We start from the raw sequence: 20,180 nt of genomic DNA, 5'->3' as shown, positions 1-20,180 counted from the left end.
ATGCTTGTTGAGTTACGACAGTCAGGCAGCGAGAGATTGATTGATCGGCTTGATCTTGTTGATTCTCCCCATCCTGGACGTTGGTTTGAGCACAATGCTGATAGCTATCTGGTCTTGCAGCGTCGACACCGCTACGCCTTGCGCCTCGGTCGCTATCAGCTCGTTTCGGTGGTGTTGCTTGTCAAGCAACAACGGCAACCTCTCGATGCACGACGTTATCGGCATGGTTGGGTGATCGGAGATCCAAGCTGTCGTTTCAATGCTCTTAGTCCGCTGTTGCGTTGCGCTGTTCTGCCCGATGGTCCTTGTCAGGCTTGTTCGCATCATCAACCACGCAAGTCGTGACACAACACCCGTTATTGAACTGGCATTGTTGCAGGCTTCTCGCTGGTCATGGAGTGGCGTCTGGTGACGCCAACATTGATCCTAGTCGCGAGGATTCTCCTTATCCAAGTGGCACGATAGCCATGCAAACTCCCTTCTTTGAGAAAGCTGGTCTTGATTTGACTGCGATGTGGCCAGGCACTCTCAACCTCTCAGTGGAGCCGTTAAAATTCTCATTAAGCAGTCCGGACTTTCATTTTCCTGGCCTGTATTGGACCGATCTTCATCCACCAGAAACATTTTCCTTCTGGTGGATACAATTGCGCTGTTGCTCTCAATCTCGTTCCTATCCTGCTCTTATTTATTTCCCTCACCCAGAAACGAAGGCCATGCACTGGCAGCCGCCTGGGGTGATAGAGGTCTTGGCTCCCTGGATTGATGGTCTTTTGCCACATGCTCAGTTGGAAATTGGTGTAGATCCAGAGCGCATCTCAGTGCTTGCTGATCAAGGTGCAGCATAAGCAGTCGGATCACTGTCGAGTCTGCATATTTGATCAGTCCTTAGGGTAAGTGAACCGACCTATGTGCGATCAAGTTAACCTCTTCGTTATGAGACTTTGTTTAAGCTGAGTCAGCTATTCCGCACTGCATGTATTCTCAATTTTGAGTGAATTTATTGTCTATTTCTGGTCTTGCCAAAGCATCTAAAAGCTCAAGGTGTGGCCTGTGTAATACTGCTTGGATGATGAAACATGATCGAGTATCGTCATCTTCCAATGATCGGCTTTGAACGATCTCATCTGTTCAAAGGTAGTTGTGGACAAATCTGCAATATTTCTGTATCAGCGGTTTTGTGCTGATCTCACTTCACGCAAGCCGTAACTGGCCGGGCTAAGTTTTTTAGACTCAGCCTTCGAGAATCCTTGCAGGGCATGGTGGATCAACTTGAGGGAGCCGAGCTGATCAGGCTGAGAGCCGCGTTGCTGGAGTTCCTGAAGTTTCGAGTCTTGGCAGCTGAAGAGACATTTTTTGAACATGCCTCCGCGGAAGAACGTCGTCGTTGGTTGAAGGCTCTATTCCCGCAAGCGCTTTTGCTTAGCGATACCGTTCTCGAACAGGTCTGGAACCAGGCCTATGACCTCTATGGATGCCACTAAGGCTTCTTGGAAGCTCCGATTGCTTCGGCGCAAGCGTTGCTAGAGCGTGCCTAGCTGGATCGGATCAGATGAGTAGGCAGCAGCTGAAAGCCCTCATGGACAGGATGAACCAAGAGCCTTGCCTGCATCAGGATGTCCTCGAATCGGGTCTTGATCCGATTCAGTGGTCAGTTGAACAGGGATATGTGATCAAGCGTGAGGATATTGAGCTTGAGGATTACCGCCGGAAACGTCTTGGCGGACAGAACCTGTTGCCCTGGCGACTGTTCTCACAGTTCTGTTGGTGATCTTCTGCCTCCAGAGCCAGGGAGTCCTTTGCCCGGTCCTTCCTATGCCTTGCTTCTAGGGTGATGAATCATCGCTTGCAGGTCATCACCGCTACTGCCGCCCCCTCGTCAGAGTCCTCATCAAATTTTGATGACCTGGGTCTTAGTGCACCCCTTCTGAAGGCACTGAGCGAGAAGGGTTACAGCACACCATCGCCGATTCAGGAGCAGGCCATTCCGGCTGTGCTCAGCGGCCGTGACTTGATGGCGGCGGCTCAGACAGGCACGGGCAAAACCGCTGGATTCACCCTGCCCATGTTGGAGAGGCTCAGCCACGGAGCCCGTTCTGGACGTTGCCAGATCCGTGCTTTGGTGCTCACTCCTACCCGTGAACTTGCTGCGCAGATTCTTGACAATGTGCGGGTTTACAGCCGCCACTTACGCCTTCGCAGTGATGTGGTGTTTGGTGGGGTCAAGGTCAATCCCCAGATTCAAAGGCTGCAACAGGGTGTGGATTTACTGGTCGCCACTCCTGGGCGTTTGCTCGATTTGTATCAGCAGGGCGCCATACGCTTTGAGCGAGTTGAATTTCTTGTGCTTGATGAAGCCGATCGCATGCTTGATATGGGCTTCATTCACGACATTCGGCGCATCCTTTCAAAGTTACCGGAGCGACGTCAAAACCTGTTGTTTTCGGCCACCTTCAATCCATCGATCCGCAAGTTGGCTACAGGGCTGCTCCATGATCCGTTGCAGATTCAAATCACTCCGCCGAATCAAACGGCCCGCACCGTTCAGCAGTTGGTCCATCCCTGTGACATGAAGCGCAAACCTGAGCTGCTCAGTCATCTGATTCGAACCAATAATTGGCAGCAAGTTTTGGTGTTCTCTCGTACAAAACATGGGGCCAATCGCGTTGCTGAGCGCCTGAGCAAGGAAGGGCTTTCAGCCGCTGCCATTCACGGCAATAAAAGTCAGGGGGCACGTACCCGAGCTCTTCAGGGCTTCAAGGATGGATCGGTGCGAGTGCTGGTGGCCACCGATATCGCAGCACGTGGGATCGATATCCAGCAGTTGCCGCACGTGGTCAATCTCGATCTACCCAACGTGGCGGAGGACTATGTCCATCGCATCGGTCGTACAGGGCGAGCCGGCGAATGTGGTCATGCGATTTCTCTCGTTGCGGCTGAGGAATCCCTTCTTCTCAAGGCGATTGAGCGCACAACTCGTGAATCGTTAGAGAAGGTCTTGATCCCTGGTTTTGAGCCCACCGTTCTCGAAGCCCCACCCATCGACCTCAGCGGAGGCCGCGGTCGTCGGACCCCTCGCTCCGGAAGTGGATCAGCGACACGCCATGATCGTGGCCGGGCCGATAAGCCTCGTTCCAAATCATCCGCGCGCCCAAGACGTTCCGGACGGACGTCGCAGCGTTGAGCTGAGCGACCCCTATGGGCTTCGATCCACGACGTAGGTCAGCTGATCCTCGTGCTCGACAAGTCACCAGCAATGTGGACGCTTTGTTGGCTGAGAATGATGCGCTGAGAAGGCAGTTGCGTCAGCTTCAACACCGCCTAGAGCTTCTTGAACAGCGGTCTGAGTCATCTCCACGGCATCACCAACAGTCAAAACACGCACCCTCTGGGGGACGCGTTCATGTCACCGCCTCGCAAGTGGAATCCTGGGGGCAGGCTCTCGCTCAGCAGTCTGGCTGGAGCACACTGCGCGCCCAGGGGCTTGAGACTCTGGTGGACAGCCTGAATCGTCAGAGTTTTCACCCAAACCTGACCTTGCAGCAACGTCTAGATCGTTTATTGCCAGGTCTCGGCCAGGATCTTCTCAAGGCCCTTGATGGAGGGATGAATAAGAAACGATGGGCCGTTCTTGCTGCCTTCGCCTTGTATGGGGTCCGCACGCGTGAGTGGCTCGATGAAGACCCTCGTCGTGTTGTCCAAGACTTATGCCAAAAAATGGCTCGTACCACGAGTGGGCGACGAACGCGTACCGATCAGAGGCACTCTGACCGTGCCAGTCATCGTGCAAGTTCTTACCAGGGCGCCAAACAAGCCAACGGCAAGACCCGACACGCAAGCCGCGACACCAACAACTCAACTGGAGCACCACGTTGGGCTGATCCTCGGATAGTGGAGTGTTTACAGGTGCTCGGACTGCGTTGGGGAGCATCGCGTGATCAGATCAAACAGGCCCACCGTCGCTTAGTTAAAAAGCATCATCCCGATGTGGGCGGATCTGCCTCGGACTTTCACCGGGTCAATGCCGCCTATCAACACTTAGTTGCCTAGTTGGTCTCCCGTTGCTGCCTGAAGTTGTTGCACTAACTGAGCACCAGAGCTTCTCTTCTTTCCCTCTAACTGGGCCTCTCTGATCAGAAGAGGACATCCTTTCGAAGCCACCACCAGGCCATGCTCGGGCACCACTTCCAGCACTGTTCCAGGTGCAATCGACTGAGTCGAAGGGATCCCCCCTTCCAGTCCCCAGCGCTCTGTGAGGGTGGTCGCCGCTGTGGATAGTTGATCACTCAGCCGTCTGATTAACGGTTCTGTCCTAAAGATTTTGAGGCGCTTCCCGTTCCATCGGGTTGTGGCGGCTGGGTACAAGCCCATCACCTTGCGATGAATGGTTAGGGCCGATTGATTCCAGTCGATCTGGAAGTCGGCTTTCTGAAGCATTCGGGCATAACTGCTGCCATCGCCTTGGAGACTGACGCCTAACCTTCGCAACCGTTCTGGTTCAGGGCCACGTCCGGCGGCCTCGATCAGTGGCATCGATTTCACCATCAATTCGGCGGTGAGTTGGCTGAGGCGTTCACTCAGAACGGAGGCGTTGTCGTGTAGACCAATCGCCACCTTTTCCTCAAGCAGAACAGGTCCAGTATCGAGACCTTCCTCCATCGCCATGATGCCGACACCGGTTTTGGAGTCTCCTTCGAGTAGTGCCCATTGAATCGGACCGGCCCCACGCCATCTGGGTAGGAGAGAACCGTGGCCATTCCAGCTGCCAAGCGGCGTCATCTCCAGCACATTCCTAGGAAGGATCTGCCCGAAAGCGACGACGACAGAGACATCGGCACCAAGGGATGCCAGTTGGCAGACGCAGGCCTCATCCTGTTTGATCCTTTCCGGTGTGTACACAGGTAGATCGAGAGACAGGGCTGCGTCTTTGACGGCCGAGGGCATCAGTTGTTTGCCGCGTCCGCGCCTGCGGTCGGGCTGGCTGACGACGCCAACCACAGTGTGACCGGCCTTGATCAGGGCCTGCAGAGTGGGAACCGCGTAGGCAGGTGTGCCCCAGAAGAGGATCTTCACGACAGTCGATCTCTCAGTAACTCAGGCTTCGCCAGTGATCGCGAGACCATCAACCCAGACGTGGGGAGAGACTCCCTGATGGGTCACCTTGGCGTCAGGTTCGAGATGCACGATGCCGCTGAGGACCTGGCGGATATCACCAGCCACCGTTGCCGACTCGACCGATAATTTTTCACCATCACGCACCAGCCAGCCATCAAATGGCAGCGAAAAGGAACCCTGACTTGCCTTCACTCCTGCATGAAGGGCGTTGAGGCTCTCGATCAGAACAAAGGTGTCAAGGCTGGTCGAATGATGGAGATGGGTTGTGCCACTCGTTGTTCCCTCGCTCGTACTCACTTCAAACCAGTCAGGACCGACCGAGACCTTGGCTCCCAGTCCGGCATGGCCGGTTGGCTTCACGCCGAAATGACGCGCTGTTGCTTCCGAATGCAGGAAACTTTCCAACTGGCCGTTGTGGATCAGGCGCAGGCGTTGTGTCGGCGTCCCCTCCCCATCGAAGGGTGCTGCTCCCACATGGCCAGGATGCAGTCCATTGTCGTGGAGCGACAAAAACGGCACAGCCAGGCGCGAGCCGATGGAATCAGCGTCACTGAGGCTGACCCCATCAAGAATGGCCCGGGCATTCATCAAGCTGCTGAAGGCGCCAAGAAGGTCGAGGAAAGCTTCTGGAGTGAAACAGACCAGATAACGACCGGTATCGATCGGTTGGTAATTGAGATGACTGAGCGTGCGTTGGGCAGCCTCATCAACGCAGCCCTGTACATCGAGTCCCTCACTTCCGAGTGCGACACGTATCGCGCCGCCACTGCGGGGCTTGCGTCCCATCTCTTCGGCCCTGGCGTAGAGATAAAGACTGGCTTGTGTGCGTTGCACCTGCCTCACAGCACCGTCGCTATTCAGGTAGATCCGCTCGCTGCTGCCCTCACTGAGACCGTTGTAGGGCACGGTTTCAATCGCTTGATGCTGGCCAAGCAGATCCTTCTCAGCCTGTTTAAGGGTGCTGAGCAGTTTCTGAATCCCCAAGGCTGGTTGCAGCGGGCGGTTCAGTTCCGGTGTCGGTGCCATGGCAAGCGGTGAGAACCCGGGAATATCGTTGGCGTTCCCAAATTGACTGGCATCTCTCGCCCCGATCAGTGCTCGCTCAAGGCCTGATGGCGAGAGATCGGTTGTACTTGTGATCCCCACCAAGCCTGCATCGTTCCAAACACGCACGGTGATGGAACTGCGCTGGGAGGCTTTCAGCTGTTTGGCTTCACCACGGTCAACCTGAACCGTGGCATTGCTACTGCGGCTTGCGCCTAGATCCCATTTGTGGATCCCTTCACGATGGGCCATTCCATCGAGCTGGTCACGAAGGTCTGAAACGTTGAGCGCTTGAGGTGCAGTGCTATTGGTGCCTGACATGATCAGCGGCCTCCCACGGTGATCGAATCGACCTTGATGTGAGGTTGCCCCACGGTGACAAAGATGCTGCCGCTGACAGAACCGCAGTATCCGGCTGCAAGATCTAGGTCATCAGCGCACATCGAGATGCGGGGCATCACCTCCTTGGCTTCGCCGATCAAGGTGGCTCCTTTCACGGCCTGACCCAATTGACCGTTCTCAATCAGATAGGCCTCCTCAACTGAGAAGTTGAATTGGCCTGTCGCTCCAACACTTCCACCCCCCATCGATTTGCAATACAGACCTCGGTCGATTGAGCTGATCAGCTCTTCTGGTCGATGGGGACCGGCAGCGATGTAGGTGTTGCGCATGCGACTGGCTGCTGCGAAACCGTGGTTTTGTCGCCGGCCACTGCCTGTGCGCTGATGGCCTGTTCGCATCTCACCTGCCCGATCGCTGAGGAATCGTTTCAGCACCCCGTTCTCAATCAAAACGGTTCTTTGCGATTCCATTCCTTCATCATCCATGGCAATTGAGCCAAACGCACCGGCACTGAGGCCTTCATCAATGGCCGTGACCGCAGGATTGGCAATGGTCTGGTCAACCATGCCGGCGAAGGGAGAGGTGCCTCGTTCCAGTTGGGTGGTTTCCAGCAAATGGCCACAGGCCTCGTGGAAGATCACACCACCGAAACGATTGGCCAACACCACGGGCATCTGGCCTCCATCCACATAGTCGGCGTAGAGCATGGTGGCTGCGCTCGCACAGACCTCTGCCGCAGAGGCATCCACATCCCAGGTCTTGAGATCGTCAGGCCTATCGGTGGAGCCATAGCGCCGTCCGATGCTGGCCCGGTGCTCACCATCGGCAGCGAGCACACTCAAGCCACAGGATTGATGCAAACGAATGTCGCGAGCAAAAGTCCCGTCACTTGCGGCGACAAGCACCTCCTGCCAGTCACGGGAATAGCTACCACGTCTGACGTCGAGGTGTTGTCCATGTCGCTGCAACAGATCGGTTCCCTGAAGCAACAAGGCCGTGCTTGAGGAGAGGTCTGGTGCCTGAACCAGCCATCCCTGTTTCTCTAATCCAAAATCGCGCAACGGCCGTAGGCCATCGAAGCTGCGCAGGCTTGCTGCGGAGTGACGTTCCAGATTGAGCATGCCAAGCGCCTGATCAAGGGCCCTGAGCAGCCCGGCGTCGCTCAGATCGTTCGTGCTGACAAAGCCATCGCGTTGATTGCTGAAAACACGAATTCCGGCTCCCATCGCAAATGCAGGACTGACGCTCGTGATCGTGTCCTGTTCAGCCAGGACACCGATGTGGTCCGTGCGTTCGAGAAATACCTCCACGAGGTCTGCGCCGGCCCGACATCCTTCTCCGAGCAAGGCTTCGAGCCGTTGCTGCCAAGCCGTCTGGGCCGGATCGAGCCCATGGTCTTGGCGTTCCGTTGGATGGGATGCAACCAAACCGCCCGAATGCGTCAAGCTCTGATTATGGAGAACTGCACACAACAATGCCCGGCTTACGCCAGGCATTGACAGATGCATGTTGTGAGATCTGGCCGACGGCGAGTCGTTCCCGATGGCCTAGCGGACGGCTGGCTGATATTCGTCACTGCGCACAGGCGACATCAGGAAGAGGGATGCCATCTGCACTCCGTTGGCCAGCCAGTGGGGCAATTTGCGCACCAGCTTCAATGGAGCAGGTGCGCTGCTGGCATCAGCTGCAGCCAGGGCAGCATTGTTGTTAACAAGATTTTCAAGCCCATCCCAGAACTTGGGATTCTTGACATCGAGCACAACAGGGAAGACACGTGCCGATGTCTCGTTGGTCTTGTCAATCACCATCCGGTCGTACTCGCGAGCGTCGAGACCCAGGGCTTCATAAAACTCCTTCCGAGCCACATCACGCACATACATGGTCGCGAAAACGGCCAAAAGGAAGAAACGACAGAACAAACGAGCGCGAAAGCCGCGAACGGTGTCTGGTTGGGCTTTCATCAGAGCATCAAAGAAATCACCGTGGCGGTTCTCGTCCTGACACCAGTTCTCGAAGAAGTTGAAGATTGGAAAGATCTTGCTGTCTGGGTTCTTCTCCAAGTGACGGAAGATGGCGATATAGCGCCAATAGCCAATCTTCTCTGAGAGATAGGTGGCATAGAAGATATATTTAGGCTTGAAAAATGTATACTTTTTATTGGCTGTCAAAAAACCTAGGTCAAGCTGCAAGCCAAAGTCGCTCATTGATTTATTGAGGAATCCAGCGTGGCGGGCCTCGTCTCGTGCCATGTGAGCGAAACACTCAGCAAGGAGAGGATTACGCGTCTTGATTCGGCGACTCAGTTCTTTGTAAAGCAGAAATCCCGAGAATTCTGAGGTGCAGCTCTGCTCAAGAAATTCAACAAAAACTTCTCGTGTTTTGGGGTCGAGCTTCTCGGCGGCGCCGTCGAATTCACCGTTACGGACAAAATGGTGGCGGTTGTAATCCTTGCGGAACTCTTCGCAAATGGCTTCTAGTTCCGCCTCATTGGGGCGGAGGTCCATCGCCGCCATCGCATCGAAGTCGGTTGTGTAGAAGCGGGGCGTCAGGATCGTGTCCTTGACCGGGTCCTTGATGGAAACGGCTGAATCCGCTGCTGCGGCTTCACTGACGGCGGTTGGGGGCACCATCGAATCTGAGCTTCAGTGGCAACCAATGTAGGCGGAGCACCGCTGATCAAGGTGGATCGTGTTAAGCCTCAGTTGCCACCCAACCATTTCTGGCCATTGAGTCTTTGCAACAGACGGGATTGCAGCAGGGCCAGCGTCATGCGCTTTTCGTCGATCAGAAACGACTCGAGCAGGCTCGCATCCGTGCCCGGATCAGCAAGTGCAATGGTTTTGGAGGAGGTGATCGAAGCCTCTGAGAAGCACAGCCAGAACCGTCGGCCAGGGGGCAGTTCGCCATGCACCATCCAGCATGTGCCACCAACAACAGGCCGTTCGCCTTGCCTGAGATCAAGGACGGCTGGGGTGATGTTGTGATCTTGTAATCCCTTGCGCAAGGCGGGAATCAGTTCTTCATGAATGAAAGCCTCGAACGGCTTGTCTTCAGGCTTCGGCGGCTTAGCGACTTTTTCTGCCTTCTTTGGCTTGTCAGAAGGTGCAGGAGTTGCTGCAGCAGGAGTTTCGCTCACCATGATGGCCTTCACTGGCGCAACTTTAGTCAGCGCAGGCAAGCAGTCACCAGCGCTCACCAGTCATCCGGCAGGGGACGATCCCAGTCGTCATCGAGGCTTGTGATGTCCTCAGTGGTCGTTTTTGGTTGTGCTGGTGTTGCCGCTGCAGTTCCTGCCCTTGAAACGTTCTGGGCTTGTGCAGGCTCTGAGTGTCCCTTGTTTCCCCACTGGATGACCCTGAATGGGACAGCCACGGTTGGAGCGGGATCGCGCACATCCCTTTCAGGCCATTGCACTGTGGCTTGTTGGTTGCTCTCTGTTGTCTGTTGATGCGGTGTGAAAGGTTGTTGCTCTACAGGGGGTGACCAGAACTCATCTTCAGGCTTGTCCCAGCCCAAGGGACGATGTACCTGCCTGCGTAGAGGAGCACTGGCAGCGGATGCCCCATAAGCCGCCAGAAAACTAAACAGACCAGCGCCTCCTGCGGCGACAGCAACCCAGGCTCCGATCGGAATTGCTGGGCTGCGCCAAGTGAGTAGCTTCAAGGACGTGGGTTGGCGCAGATTGAGACTGGCCACAACCATGGCTGCCACCAGGGGGCTGAGGCTGGGCACCAAGAGAAGCTTCTGGAGCTTGGTCATGCCTTTTCTTCTCGCCAGCGTTGAATCGGTGTGAGCGATTCACCTAGCCCGTCGAATAGGCGCACCACCAGAAAATCAACCATGTCTTCGAGACTTCTTGGTTGGGTGTACCAGGCTGGGATCGGTGGAGCAATCCTTGCCCCAGCTTCTGCCAAGCTGGTCAAATTGCGCAGGTGGATGAGGTTCCAGGGCATTTCCCTGGGCGCTATCACAAGCGGGCGTCCTTCCTTGAGGTGAACATCAGCGCAACGTTCAACCAAGTCGGTGGCGACACCTGCAGCGATTCTGCCAACACTGCCCATGCTGCAGGGCACAATCACCATGGCGCGGGTGCGAGTACTACCGCTGGCAATCGTTGCCGCCTGATCATTCCAGCGGTGGCAGTGGAGGACTCCTTGATCGCATCGGAGTCGTTCTCTCCAGAAGCCTTCCTGTGTTTGAGGGTCGACTGGAACATTCACTCCCATTTCGGCTTTCCAGACCTCATGGGCCCCCCTGCTGAGAACGAGGTGAACATGGCGATTGTTCTGCAAGAGCAGCTCAAGCGAGCGCTCGGCCAACTGTTGGGCCGAGGCTCCAGTGACCGCCAGGACGTAGGGCAGCAATGCTTGATCGTTCTGATTTGAATGACTCACAGTTGCGGCGCTTGGCTTACTGGTCGCTCACTGCGACGGGAAGCGACTCCTTCCCATGGCTCGATTCAGGTTCAGTTTCAACAATGTCGAGATCGATTTGATTACGGAGCACATCCACCTTGGTGACCTTGACGACGACTTCGTCACCCAGTTGATAAACGCGACGGTTACGCCTCCCCACGAGGCGGTTCTGGCGTGATCGGTATTCGTACCAATCGTCGTTCAGGGAGCTGACGTGCACCATGCCTTCTACCCCTGAAGGCGGGAGTTCGACAAAGAAGCCATAACTCTGGACACCGCTGATACGGCCCTTGTGTTCCTGTTCAACCATGGGTTCCGCACTGCGAGCCTGGGCCATGGCGATCAGATCCTTTTCCAGCTCTGTCTGCTGTCTGCGTCGGCTGTTCAGACGCACAAGCTGACGTTGTTGGAATGCTTCGAGCAGTTTCTGCTCCTGACTGGCCGTCAGCAGAGGCCAACGGACGCCACCACCTGCGCCGCTTCGACCCAGATTCACCTTTTCCTTATGACGCACGGTGGGGCGATCTTTGCCTTCGTTGAGCAATGCGGCAAGAACATGCTGGTTAATCAGGTCTGTCGCATGCAGGGTTGGACAACACCAGGGAGCTCCAGGTTGGGCTGATGGGATCGATTCGGTGTTCGGTAGCGGATTGTCTCCATCGTCATGCTCGGCATCTTCGTTGGTGAGTGCTCGTGCGCTGATCGATCGCACCATTGGATCAGGGAGCGCCTGGCGCATCTGAAGGTCAAGCATTCTCCGCAAAGGACTGTCCTTGAAGGCTCGAACCAGATCTACCGCTGAGGGAGTTCCCTCATCATCCAGTTCCAAGGGCAGGTCAAGCCCGATGGCTGTTTTGGCCACATCATTGAGCGTTGATGGGTCTGGCTCCACTGCTTCAAGCACAAGGAATGGAAGATTGAGATCCGAGGCGTGTCTGGCCCAGCATTGGTCAGCTGCTCTGATCAGAACAGCAAGGATTGAATTCGGATCCTCTTGATTGAGGGGTGCCAGCCATTGATGGCGACATGAATCAGGCGAGGCACAGCGCAGATCCCCAAGATTTTCTAGGGCTGGAGCAGGCAGGTCCAGTTCAATGCCCCCACGACTGCAGGCCTGGTCATGCAAACTGCGGGCACAGAAGAGCAAGGTCTCGATCTGACCGAGCTGGTCCTTGAGAGGCTTGAGCGCCACCGGTACCGTGCGTGCCTTGGGCTTGCGGGTCGCCAAGGCGGCTAAGGCTTTAGCCGTCACGGTGGCGACCGGTCGCACCGTGCTCAGTTGAAACTCCCACTCGCCAATGGTTCCGTCGGCGCTGATATCAAGACGCAGCGAGATGGCGTCTTGGCTTGCATTTTCCTCGAAGCGGCTCGCCTGCGTCAGTGTCGAGTTCAGTAAAGGCTGCCAGGACTCTCCTAAACAGAGAGCTTCTCCTTGATCTTGCAACCAATGATCCATGCTGCTAGCGGGGTTGATCCTTTCAGCAATCGATGGAGCATGGAGCCAGAGACGGCTGCCGCCTTCATGGGGTTCCACATGAACTGCCGGCAGACATGGAGCCTGAAGGCCAGCCCATGACCGTAGTAACAGCGAAGGTTGATCGGTGAGATCGACTCTTTTTTTGGTTGAAGGGGACTTACTACTGGCTCGAGGAGCTGGGGGCCTTTTGTGCAGGTGGGCTTTGGTGAGTAGCAGCTCACGATCACCGGCAGGCCCTGCATCGAGGGGCAGCGGTCGTGCGACGTGGCCGCGGGCTGAAAACTGAGCCACCGGATATCGGTCGACCTCCACTTCGACGACTGAGGGTTCGTCGATTTCAGTCAGATGACAGACATCCGCCTCGGGCAGTTCGATGGTCGCGAGCACGCGATCATCGAGCGGCAAGGCCATCAGGCGTTCGTCCTGCTTTTCGAGCTGGGCGAGAAGGCTGGTGGTACTGCGTTCAAGAATGCATTGCACCCCCCCTTCGGGTGATCGTCGACGACCACCCTCCCGTGTGATTCGCACAAGCACGCGGTCACCGTTCCAGGCGTGATTGAGCTGGTGATCTCGAACGTAGATATCTTCACCTCCGTCTTCGCGGATGGCAAAGCAGAAGCCTTTGCTGCTGCAACGCAACCGCGCCTCAATCAGGCCTTCGTCTTGGCAACGGCTGACCTCTTCTTCTCCAGCGAGCTCGAGCACTCCAAGTTTCGCCAGGCTTTGCAGCGCCAGAGTTAGATGCTGCTTTTCAGCGCGGTTACTGAGCCGCAAAATCTTTTCGAGTTTCCCCGTTTCCAGAGATCCGGTTAGGGGGAGATGGTCGAGGAGATCGGCGACCGAGAACTTCATCGTTGGGTGTGAGCTGGCCGGCCTACAGGGCCGGGGGCGGGGATCACCTTGGACAGGCCCTTGAACCGGAGCTCAAGAACCACGCAGAGGATGTCCAGGTGTTGATTAATTTTAGGTGCAGACCCGAATCAGTCTTCTTCTGCGCTTTTCAACCCTTTTGAAGACGACAACATCGGCCAGAGCAAACGGATGCCGATCAAAAGGAAGCCAGCAGAGGCCAGAAGCTGGAGCAGGTCAGCGGGCACAACGCTGGCCATGGATCCTCCTGCGATTGCCCCGATCAGGCTGGCCAGCACAAGAGCGCTTGACGACCCAATGAACACCGCCAGTGGTCGGTTGGATGTGCCGCTGATCGCCACGGTCGCCAGCTGAGTCTTGTCACCCAGTTCGGCAAGAAACACAGTGACGAAGGTGGAGGCAAGCAGTGGGAAATCCATCTGATCTAAGGCGTCAAAGTGAAAATTGAGTGATGGATTGCAGGGCTTGCAATCCAAGCCAGAGACCCAATCCCACCATCAGCACTCCCGCCATCTGTTCCAAACGCTCTGGGGGGAGAATTGTGGAGAGCCAACGCCCTACCAGCACGCCAACCAAGCTGGAACAGATCAGAGCGAACGCTGCCCCAACAAACACCAACCATGGTTCACCTGACTGGGCGGATAGGAGAAGGGTGGCGAGCTGGGTTTTGTCACCTAGTTCTGCCACGAAGACAGTGGTGAAGGTGCTGAGCAAAACCGCCGTGAAGCCCATCCCCGGCTTCGATTGATCGTCCTCAGCTGGTACTGGATTCACCACACCAGTGTTGGGGGTTTCGATCTCAGGCATCGCCCTTCCTTGATCCCGAAACAATCTGATTGAACCTACGCAGTTCCCGACTCCGGCCTCCGTATACAGACCGGATCTGTTGATGACAGCAGGAGATCGCAAAGCTGTCGGCTTGGTCTGGCGGAACCTCAAACAAGCTCGCGAGGCTGGTCACCCGGCAAAAATCAGGCCGATCGTCATAAATCCGACAGCGCCGCCCACCACTGTCGTAATGCCTGCACCAACCGTCGACACCGACCAAACCAAGATAGATCTCGCGTTGTTCATCGTTAAGCACTTCGAGTGCCTCCGGTCGTTCGTCAGGAGCTAGACGACAGCAGGCACCGCATTGACTGATACAGCTCCAAGAGGGTTTTCCTCTTGCCATGGCCTCTCTGCTGTGACGCTGTATCACAGTGGCAGGGAATGGTGCCTGGAATCGAGTGACATCTTCCGTAGCCTAATGAGATCATTGCGTCGGATCACCGCACAATCTCCATGGGTATTGACTTCCATCTGATTTCGAACTTCGCGGCACTCGCGCTGATTGCTCTTGCTGGGCCGGCAGTGATCTTCATCTTGTTTTACCGTCGCGGCGCTCTTTGAAGCAGGCTTAAGGCGTGATACACAGGCTTTCTTGCAATCAGACGGCCTGTGTACGCGGCTATCACAGCGGCCATCACCACTCCGGCAAATAACTGCTGATCTCCAGCCAGGCGCCAGGCAAAAACGATCGAGACGAGCGGCAGCTGTGTCGCCCCCGATAAGCCTGCAGAAAGTCCTAGAGCGATCCCAAGGTGTTGGCTCACCCCCATCACAGCGCAGATGGTGTATCCAAGCAGTGCCCCAAAGGTGAGGGATGGATCGATCAATCCTCCGGGCACCCCTGGGGCAAGGGCGAGCATCGGACCGATCACCCTGACCAGCGTGATCCACAAACTTGTCAGGCCTGCAGACAGATTTCCCCCATTCGGATCAGCGTTGGGCATGCCCTCTCTGATCAATTGTCGGATCAGGGCCTCACCATCAGATGTGCTCGTGCCCCAGCTCGCAAGCGCCAGGATTGTGAGTGCACCGCCCAGACAGAGGCCGGTTCGAATTGGGAAGCGCTGAACAAAAGGCGCGATCCAACCACTGCTCCAGACCAGTCCTCTGTTGAACAATCCACCCACCACTCCACCGGCAAGACCGATGGGGATCGCCAACAGAAGTTGCTCAGATTCAGGTGTCATCACATTGATGACACCGAGACCGAACAGAGGCACTCCACCAAAGTTGCTAAAACCGGCTGCGGCAACGCTGACGACAAGGGCCGGCCAGATCGTTGTGATGGCGTAATCGGTGGTGAGCTCCTCAAGCATGAACACCGCGCCTAGCACTGGAGTATTGAATCCGCCTGCCAGGCCTGCTCCACCACCGATCGCCACCAGTTGTCGTTCATTCAGGCTGGGAAGCCACTCTCCGCAGCGTCGTTGCAGAGCTCTGGCGACAGCGGCTCCTACTTGGACAACTGGACCCTCCCTTCCGAGCGGAAGCATTGCCGTTGTGGCAATGGACCAGAGCACACCACGTTGAATTGTTCCCGGTGCCGCCATTGCACCCGCCATCAGCGCCGGATCCTCTAGCGCATTCATGGTGGAGGGGATGCCTGAGCCTGCACCAGCTTTCCAGGGACCACGCTGAAGCAAAAGCAGGATTGGCATCACCGCTAACGGCATCAGACAGATCAGCAGGCCTGGGGCTGACCATTCACCGGCTTCGGTTGGAAGCAAGTCGAACAGTTTGTCTTGTAAACGGTCGACAATGTTCAGAGGCCAACAGGCCAAGCCAATGGCGATACCGACCACCAATAGGCCGATGAAATGAGGCACCAGGCTGCGCAGTGATGAGTATTTGCGATCAAGTAGTTCTGGGAAGAGGTGATGGCGGTGCCTCGGATCCAAACTCATGGCTGCAGTCCGAGGCCGATCGCGGCCTCTTCGATCAGGGCTGCAACGTAGGGGTGCGAGGCCCTGTTGTCGTCGCACTGATGTAGGCCGTCATCGCGGTAATCAATCACGAGCTTCTGGCCGGAAGCATTGGAGAGGACGATCGTCCCAGGCTTCACTTGGTCGCACTGATACTCCTGGCCGTGACGTTGCAGCACGATGGTTGGGTGATGGGCACGAATGGCCTGGATCTCCAGCTGTAGACGTTCCTCACCTTGCCATCGATTCAGAGAGAGCCTGAAGGCAAGGTCAATCCGCTCTGGAGTGGAGGCTCCTCCTTTCCATCGCCAGGCGATGCCGTCATGCAGTGTTTCTCCCTGCCTCAGGCGTAAGCGCAGATGACCTCCCCGCAGCTGACGCTGATCAATCACCTCACAATCACGTGCCCAGAACAATGGAGTTGGATTGCCAATTCCAAAAGGTTCGAGTTTCTGCAACGACAACCACAGGCCTCTGTCGATCTGATCGAATTGCAGTAGAGCCTCTGGTTGCACAACAACTCCCTGATGGCGCGACGTCATCCATTCAGCAGCGACGTCATTCAGCTGCTCATGCAGTGCCGCAACCCGCTCGGGCTGCACGGTGAAACCACCGGCGGCAGGGTGTCCTCCAAAACGCTCAAGGTGCTTGGCACAGGCGTGCAGGGCTTGGTCGACAGCAAAGCCTTCTGGTGCGCGGACTGAGGCCCGCATCAGTCCATTACCTTCTGCTGCCAGCAACGCGGCTGGACGTTGGTAGTGATCCATCAGTCTTGCTGCGACGATGCCAATCACACCGTGGTGCCAATGCCCTTGAGCGAGGAGCAGAAATGGAGGCAGAGGTTGCGCGTCTGCCTCGACAAGGGCCATCGCTTCCGCCTCGATCGCGTCACACAGTTCGCGTCTCTGGCGATTCAATCCATCACACTGTCGTGCAAGTTGCACTGCTGTGTCGGCGTTGTCTTCAGTGAGCAGATCCACCACCAGTCGTGGCTCACCAAGCCGACCCACCGCATTGATCCGTGGCGCGATTTGAAAGCCAATATCGTCAGCTCTCAAAGGTCGTTCTTCGAGTCCACTGAGCTGTTGCAACGCCTTTAATCCAGCGCAATTTGTTCTGTGAAGACTGCGAAGTCCTTCTTGCAACCAGATTCGGTTCGCCCCGGTGAGGGGTGCCATGTCAGCGATCGTACCGATACAGAACAGGTCCCTTGCACTACTGATCGCGTCAGGTTGATTGAGAGCCTCTGCTAGACAGCGTGCCAGCACGAAGGCCAGTCCCACCCCCGCCAATCCTCGATACGGAGAATGTTCAGGTGTGGTGGCAGGGTGCACCAAGGCCAGAACCTGTGGTGGTGGGTTCGGGATGGTGTGGTGATCAGTGATGATCACTTCCACTCCGAGAGCTCTGGCGGTGCAGAGTGCTTCTGCTGCTGCCACACCGTTATCGACGGTCACAAGCAGATTGACTCCGTCAGCGTGGAGCTCCTCAACCATGCGTGAGTTGAGTCCATACCCATCGTCCATGCGACTGGGGATGGCGGCAATGGGCTGGGCCCGAAGGGCTTGAAGCGCTCGGATCAACAACGCTGTGCTGGTCATGCCATCAGCGTCGTAATCACCGCAGATCGCGACACGTTCCTGTTGCTCACAGGCGGTGACAAGACGAGCCAGAGCAATCTTGAGATCGGGGAAGTGGCCGTCGGCAGGGGGCAGATCCGGAGGCTGAAGCCAGGCTTCAGCGCTCTCAACCGTTTCGGTGCCTCTCCTTGCCAGCACAGCACGCAGCGCAATCGGCAGGGCGACACCGGAGAGAGGATTTCTCCCTGCGGGACGGGGCAGTTGCCAGACCTGTGGGAGAACGGCTGTGGGCAAAGAGATGAAGCATCAAGTCTCTGCATTGTGGGGCTGATCCAAGCTGGTTGAACCCTTGGCAGTGAGGATTCATGCCCCGATTGCAAGCGGTCTTCTGGGACGTGGATGGAACCCTTGCCGATACGGAGATGGATGGCCATCGCCCGGCCTTCAACCAAGCCTTTACTGATTTGGGATGGGGCTGGCAATGGAATCGTGATGAGTACCAACGTTTGTTGGCCATACCGGGAGGGACCCAAAGGGTTGCCCAATACGCCATCGAACGGGGAGAGGTACTCGACGCCACCCAGCTCGAAGACTTGCGTCGTTGCAAACAGCATCACTATCTCAATCGCATCCGTGGCGGCGCTGTGAAATTTCGTCCTGGAGTTAGTCGGCTGCTCAATCAGTTTGTCCACGCAGGACTTCAGCAGTGGATTGTCACCAGCAGTGGTCGCGCCTCGGTCGAAGCACTGTTGGAAGGACTGTTCGCTGATGGAGAGGTTCCCTTCGATGGCGTTGTGAGTGCCAACGATGTGGAGCGTCACAAGCCCTATCCAGACCCTTATCTCTGTGCGCTGGAGCGCAGTGGTTCAGACCTTGATGGATCGCTTGCGATTGAGGATTCTGCAGCTGGTCTGATTGCTGCTCACGAGGCTTCCTTGTCTTGTTTGGTTACGCCTTCTCTCTGGGACCTGCAGTTACCAAAAGAGTTACATCGCGCTTGTGCCGTCTTTAATCACCTCGGCGAGGCGACTCGCCCGCATCTTCAAACGTCAGGCCCCCCTTGTGCGAAAGGCTTGGTCACGCTGGAGTATTTGCAATCTCTTTTTGATTCAAGCTGCTGATGGCGCTCCAGCTCACCCGCTATGCACGTCTTCAGCGCCAACTTGGCCAACAGCTTCGCCCTGCCTTCCTCGGACCGTGGAAGCGCCGCAGCATCGGGGTCTTGGCCCTGTTGATCGGTTTTTTCCTGGGCAGCAATTTCACCACCTATTACCTCCAGAAGATTGGTCAGCGCCCCCTGGTGGTGTTGGTGTTGGTGTTGCTTGTTGAATTGATGATTCGGTTGCGCACGAAAGTCGCGGCGGACCCTTGGCCGATGTCGTGGTTAGCTCTCGACAATCTCAGAATTGGTGTTGTGTATGCAGTCGTTCTTGAGGCCTACAAACTTGGTTCCTGAACGTCTTTTTGACCTGTCTTCTTCCGTTCCAGGCCATGTCGATCTTCTTGAGCGGCTTGGATGGTCGGAACCCCAGACCTGGGTCGATCACTGGCAGCAACGAGGTGGAACCTCACTGGCCTTGGCGGCCTGGCCATTTCCAGTGGCAGCGGATTGGTTGTGGTGTGTTGGTTTTCCTCTCCTAACAACACTCGAGAGCTGTTGCGGACGCTTGCCGCGCCAGTTGATCGGTCTGAGCGGTTTGCCTGGCTGCGGAAAAAGCAGTCTTGCCCAATGGATTGAGGTGGCTGCATCTGAGCTGGGCCTGTCCGTTTCGGTGGTGTCTCTCGATGATTTCTACTGGCCCGCATCCGAGATGGACCAGGCGATGAGGGGCAATCCCTGGTCAGTTCCCCGCGCTCTGCCTGGCAGTCATGATCTGGTTCTGATGCAGGAATGTTTGGCCAGATGGCGCCAAACCGGCGAGTTGCACACCCCTCAATTTGATAAATCTCTGCGCGGTGGCCGAGGCGATCGTTGTGGTTGGCAGCACTCCAATTCAGATGTTCTGTTATTGGAGGGTTGGTTCTTGGGGGCGTCGCCGCAAGCGGATCCAAGCCTTGACCCTGAGCTGACGGCCCAAGAGCTGAGCTACCGCCAGCAGGCGTTGACCAAGCTTGTCGATTACCAATGGCTGTGGCAATCACTCGATCAGCTCTGGCATCTGCGGGCACCGGGTGTGTTTGCCAGCCGAGTCTGGAAACAGCAACAGGAACAAAGCATGGAGTCCAGAACGGGTGTGCGTCTGACGACTCAAGAGCTAGAAGGTTTTATTCGCATGATTGAGACGGCTCTTCCGCAAGAGTCTCTTCAGTCGATCAATCAAGCTGATGTGGTGGTCGAGCTCACGGATGAGCGCGTCATCCGTGAGCTGCGTTAACTCTCAGCTTTCGCTGTCGTCAACCTCGGAGACCGGATAGACAAATCCCTGGGCACGACCGCTCAGCACTGACTTTCCCAGTGACATGGCGCGTTGCGCAGCTGTGGCCGCCTTGGCCTTCCAGACAGCATGGCGCTGATTGCGCTTGCCCTTGGAGGTTTTCTTCTTGGGTACAGCCATTGCCGGCGAACTTCAGCCAAACGATGATCTTC

Annotated in this window: 24 protein-coding genes; 10 read left to right on the top strand and 14 right to left on the bottom strand. The window is 56.4% G+C overall.

The genetic code is table 11. The features are described from left to right. The 6 genes from DXY10_RS01385 to DXY10_RS15055 all read left to right on the top strand — a co-directional run bounded on the left by DXY10_RS01385 (position 1) and on the right by DXY10_RS15055 (position 4,047). Positions 1 to 345, top strand: coding sequence for a DUF6464 family protein (locus tag DXY10_RS01385; protein WP_115015210.1), 345 nt, complete (start codon positions 1 to 3; stop codon positions 343 to 345). Between the two features lie 53 nt (positions 346 to 398). Beyond that, on the top strand, positions 399 to 845 hold the full coding sequence (locus tag DXY10_RS01380; protein WP_244281865.1) for a hypothetical protein: 447 nt from the start codon (positions 399 to 401) through the stop codon (positions 843 to 845). A gap of 411 nt (positions 846 to 1,256) precedes the next feature. After that, a complete protein-coding gene (locus DXY10_RS01375) occupies positions 1,257 to 1,481 on the top strand; it encodes a hypothetical protein (RefSeq protein ID WP_115015205.1) in 225 nt (74 codons plus the stop codon). Positions 1,482 to 1,585: 104 nt separating this feature from the next. Continuing rightward, on the top strand, positions 1,586 to 1,768 hold the full coding sequence (locus DXY10_RS01370; RefSeq protein WP_206749683.1) for a hypothetical protein: 183 nt from the start codon (positions 1,586 to 1,588) through the stop codon (positions 1,766 to 1,768). A 75-nt stretch (positions 1,769 to 1,843) separates the two neighbouring features. Further along, entirely contained in the window at positions 1,844 to 3,181 is a 1,338-nt protein-coding gene (locus tag DXY10_RS01365) for a DEAD/DEAH box helicase (protein ID WP_244281864.1), read from the top strand. 236 nt (positions 3,182 to 3,417) lie between these two features. Then, positions 3,418 to 4,047 (top strand): J domain-containing protein, encoded by a 630-nt coding sequence (locus tag DXY10_RS15055; RefSeq protein ID WP_371411101.1) that lies wholly within the window; start codon positions 3,418 to 3,420, stop codon positions 4,045 to 4,047. On the opposite strand, the gene fmt is transcribed toward DXY10_RS15055, so the two are convergent. The 11 genes from fmt to DXY10_RS01305 all read right to left on the bottom strand — a co-directional run bounded on the left by fmt (position 4,036) and on the right by DXY10_RS01305 (position 14,434). Further along, positions 4,036 to 5,070 (bottom strand): methionyl-tRNA formyltransferase, encoded by a 1,035-nt coding sequence (fmt, locus tag DXY10_RS01355; protein WP_115015199.1) that lies wholly within the window; start codon positions 5,068 to 5,070, stop codon positions 4,036 to 4,038. The two genes, DXY10_RS15055 and fmt, sit on opposite strands and share 12 nt — an antisense overlap. A 21-nt stretch (positions 5,071 to 5,091) precedes the next feature. Then, positions 5,092 to 6,477, bottom strand: coding sequence for a TldD/PmbA family protein (locus DXY10_RS01350; RefSeq protein WP_115015197.1), 1,386 nt, complete (start codon positions 6,475 to 6,477; stop codon positions 5,092 to 5,094). Between the two features lie 2 nt (positions 6,478 to 6,479). Beyond that, complete coding sequence (locus DXY10_RS01345; RefSeq protein WP_371411100.1) at positions 6,480 to 7,925, bottom strand: TldD/PmbA family protein; 1,446 nt, start codon at positions 7,923 to 7,925, stop codon at positions 6,480 to 6,482. A gap of 120 nt (positions 7,926 to 8,045) precedes the next feature. Continuing rightward, positions 8,046 to 9,128: a magnesium-protoporphyrin IX monomethyl ester (oxidative) cyclase gene (gene acsF, locus DXY10_RS01340; protein ID WP_115015195.1), complete on the bottom strand. Its 1,083-nt coding sequence runs from the start codon at positions 9,126 to 9,128 to the stop codon at positions 8,046 to 8,048. A 68-nt stretch (positions 9,129 to 9,196) separates the two neighbouring features. After that, positions 9,197 to 9,634: a DUF2996 domain-containing protein gene (locus tag DXY10_RS01335; RefSeq protein ID WP_244281877.1), complete on the bottom strand. Its 438-nt coding sequence runs from the start codon at positions 9,632 to 9,634 to the stop codon at positions 9,197 to 9,199. A gap of 56 nt (positions 9,635 to 9,690) precedes the next feature. Beyond that, on the bottom strand, positions 9,691 to 10,257 hold the full coding sequence (locus tag DXY10_RS01330) for a hypothetical protein (RefSeq protein ID WP_115015193.1): 567 nt from the start codon (positions 10,255 to 10,257) through the stop codon (positions 9,691 to 9,693). Further along, a complete protein-coding gene (locus DXY10_RS01325) occupies positions 10,254 to 10,862 on the bottom strand; it encodes a flavin prenyltransferase UbiX (protein WP_115015372.1) in 609 nt (202 codons plus the stop codon). The genes DXY10_RS01330 and DXY10_RS01325 overlap by 4 nt, the downstream gene beginning before the upstream one ends. A 46-nt stretch (positions 10,863 to 10,908) precedes the next feature. Further along, positions 10,909 to 13,242 carry an RNB domain-containing ribonuclease gene (locus tag DXY10_RS01320; RefSeq protein ID WP_115015191.1) on the bottom strand — a complete coding sequence of 778 codons (2,334 nt, stop codon included), beginning with the start codon at positions 13,240 to 13,242 and terminating at the stop codon, positions 10,909 to 10,911. Positions 13,243 to 13,370: 128 nt separating this feature from the next. Then, entirely contained in the window at positions 13,371 to 13,679 is a 309-nt protein-coding gene (locus DXY10_RS01315) for a TMEM165/GDT1 family protein (RefSeq protein ID WP_115015189.1), read from the bottom strand. Between the two features lie 13 nt (positions 13,680 to 13,692). Next, positions 13,693 to 13,992, bottom strand: coding sequence for a TMEM165/GDT1 family protein (locus DXY10_RS01310; protein ID WP_115015370.1), 300 nt, complete (start codon positions 13,990 to 13,992; stop codon positions 13,693 to 13,695). A gap of 67 nt (positions 13,993 to 14,059) precedes the next feature. Then, a complete protein-coding gene (locus tag DXY10_RS01305; protein ID WP_115015188.1) occupies positions 14,060 to 14,434 on the bottom strand; it encodes a YkgJ family cysteine cluster protein in 375 nt (124 codons plus the stop codon). A gap of 110 nt (positions 14,435 to 14,544) precedes the next feature. Here DXY10_RS01305 and psb30 point away from each other — a divergent pair, with 110 nt between their 5' ends. Further along, positions 14,545 to 14,652, top strand: coding sequence for a photosystem II reaction center protein Ycf12/Psb30 (gene psb30 / locus DXY10_RS15100; RefSeq protein ID WP_115015186.1), 108 nt, complete (start codon positions 14,545 to 14,547; stop codon positions 14,650 to 14,652). Here the strand turns inward: psb30 and DXY10_RS01295 are convergent. Then, positions 14,631 to 15,995, bottom strand: a complete 1,365-nt coding sequence (locus DXY10_RS01295) for a chloride channel protein (protein ID WP_115015184.1) — start codon at positions 15,993 to 15,995, stop codon at positions 14,631 to 14,633. The genes psb30 and DXY10_RS01295 overlap by 22 nt on opposite strands. Then, positions 15,992 to 17,887, bottom strand: coding sequence for a single-stranded-DNA-specific exonuclease RecJ (recJ, locus tag DXY10_RS01290; protein ID WP_115015183.1), 1,896 nt, complete (start codon positions 17,885 to 17,887; stop codon positions 15,992 to 15,994). The genes DXY10_RS01295 and recJ overlap by 4 nt, the downstream gene beginning before the upstream one ends. Before the next feature lie 71 nt (positions 17,888 to 17,958). On the opposite strand from recJ, the gene DXY10_RS01285 reads away from it, so the two are divergent. The 3 genes from DXY10_RS01285 to DXY10_RS01275 are packed head-to-tail and all read left to right on the top strand — an operon-like array spanning position 17,959 to position 19,968. After that, positions 17,959 to 18,714, top strand: coding sequence for an HAD-IA family hydrolase (locus DXY10_RS01285; RefSeq protein ID WP_115015180.1), 756 nt, complete (start codon positions 17,959 to 17,961; stop codon positions 18,712 to 18,714). Continuing rightward, the gene (locus DXY10_RS01280; RefSeq protein ID WP_115015179.1) at positions 18,714 to 19,049 is read left to right on the top strand and encodes a DUF565 domain-containing protein; all 336 of its coding nucleotides are present in this window, start codon (positions 18,714 to 18,716) and stop codon (positions 19,047 to 19,049) included. Before DXY10_RS01285 ends, DXY10_RS01280 begins: the two co-directional genes overlap by 1 nt. Further along, the gene (locus tag DXY10_RS01275; protein WP_115015177.1) at positions 19,039 to 19,968 is read left to right on the top strand and encodes a hypothetical protein; all 930 of its coding nucleotides are present in this window, start codon (positions 19,039 to 19,041) and stop codon (positions 19,966 to 19,968) included. The genes DXY10_RS01280 and DXY10_RS01275 overlap by 11 nt, the downstream gene beginning before the upstream one ends. 3 nt (positions 19,969 to 19,971) lie before the next feature. Here the strand turns inward: DXY10_RS01275 and rpmF are convergent, their stop codons facing one another. Beyond that, positions 19,972 to 20,148, bottom strand: coding sequence for a 50S ribosomal protein L32 (gene rpmF, locus DXY10_RS01270; protein ID WP_115015175.1), 177 nt, complete (start codon positions 20,146 to 20,148; stop codon positions 19,972 to 19,974). Positions 20,149 to 20,180 lie beyond the last annotated feature (32 nt).

The sequence above is a fragment of the Synechococcus sp. UW140 genome (assembly GCF_900474295.1).
In the GTDB taxonomy this organism is placed as follows: Bacteria; Cyanobacteriota; Cyanobacteriia; order PCC-6307; family Cyanobiaceae; genus Synechococcus_C.
This window is presented reverse-complemented; position numbering and strand designations above follow the sequence as displayed.

What these genes read in the sequence shown, in the direction of transcription:
- DXY10_RS01385 (WP_115015210.1), top strand. Translation starts at nt 1, where the DNA reads ATGCTTGTTGAGTTACGACAGTCAGGCAGCGAGAGATTGATTGATCGG.
- DXY10_RS01375 (WP_115015205.1), top strand. Translation starts at nt 1,257, where the DNA reads ATGGTGGATCAACTTGAGGGAGCCGAGCTGATCAGGCTGAGAGCCGCG.
- DXY10_RS01370 (WP_206749683.1), top strand. Translation starts at nt 1,586, where the DNA reads ATGAACCAAGAGCCTTGCCTGCATCAGGATGTCCTCGAATCGGGTCTT.
- DXY10_RS01350 (WP_115015197.1), bottom strand. Translation starts at nt 6,477, where the DNA reads ATGTCAGGCACCAATAGCACTGCACCTCAAGCGCTCAACGTTTCAGAC.
- acsF (WP_115015195.1), bottom strand. Translation starts at nt 9,128, where the DNA reads ATGGTGCCCCCAACCGCCGTCAGTGAAGCCGCAGCAGCGGATTCAGCC.
- DXY10_RS01330 (WP_115015193.1), bottom strand. Translation starts at nt 10,257, where the DNA reads ATGACCAAGCTCCAGAAGCTTCTCTTGGTGCCCAGCCTCAGCCCCCTG.
- DXY10_RS01320 (WP_115015191.1), bottom strand. Translation starts at nt 13,242, where the DNA reads ATGAAGTTCTCGGTCGCCGATCTCCTCGACCATCTCCCCCTAACCGGA.
- DXY10_RS01315 (WP_115015189.1), bottom strand. Translation starts at nt 13,679, where the DNA reads ATGGATTTCCCACTGCTTGCCTCCACCTTCGTCACTGTGTTTCTTGCC.
- DXY10_RS01310 (WP_115015370.1), bottom strand. Translation starts at nt 13,992, where the DNA reads ATGGGCTTCACGGCGGTTTTGCTCAGCACCTTCACCACTGTCTTCGTG.
- DXY10_RS01305 (WP_115015188.1), bottom strand. Translation starts at nt 14,434, where the DNA reads ATGGCAAGAGGAAAACCCTCTTGGAGCTGTATCAGTCAATGCGGTGCC.
- psb30 (WP_115015186.1), top strand. Translation starts at nt 14,545, where the DNA reads ATGGGTATTGACTTCCATCTGATTTCGAACTTCGCGGCACTCGCGCTG.
- DXY10_RS01295 (WP_115015184.1), bottom strand. Translation starts at nt 15,995, where the DNA reads ATGAGTTTGGATCCGAGGCACCGCCATCACCTCTTCCCAGAACTACTT.
- DXY10_RS01285 (WP_115015180.1), top strand. Translation starts at nt 17,959, where the DNA reads ATGCCCCGATTGCAAGCGGTCTTCTGGGACGTGGATGGAACCCTTGCC.
- DXY10_RS01280 (WP_115015179.1), top strand. Translation starts at nt 18,714, where the DNA reads ATGGCGCTCCAGCTCACCCGCTATGCACGTCTTCAGCGCCAACTTGGC.
- rpmF (WP_115015175.1), bottom strand. Translation starts at nt 20,148, where the DNA reads ATGGCTGTACCCAAGAAGAAAACCTCCAAGGGCAAGCGCAATCAGCGC.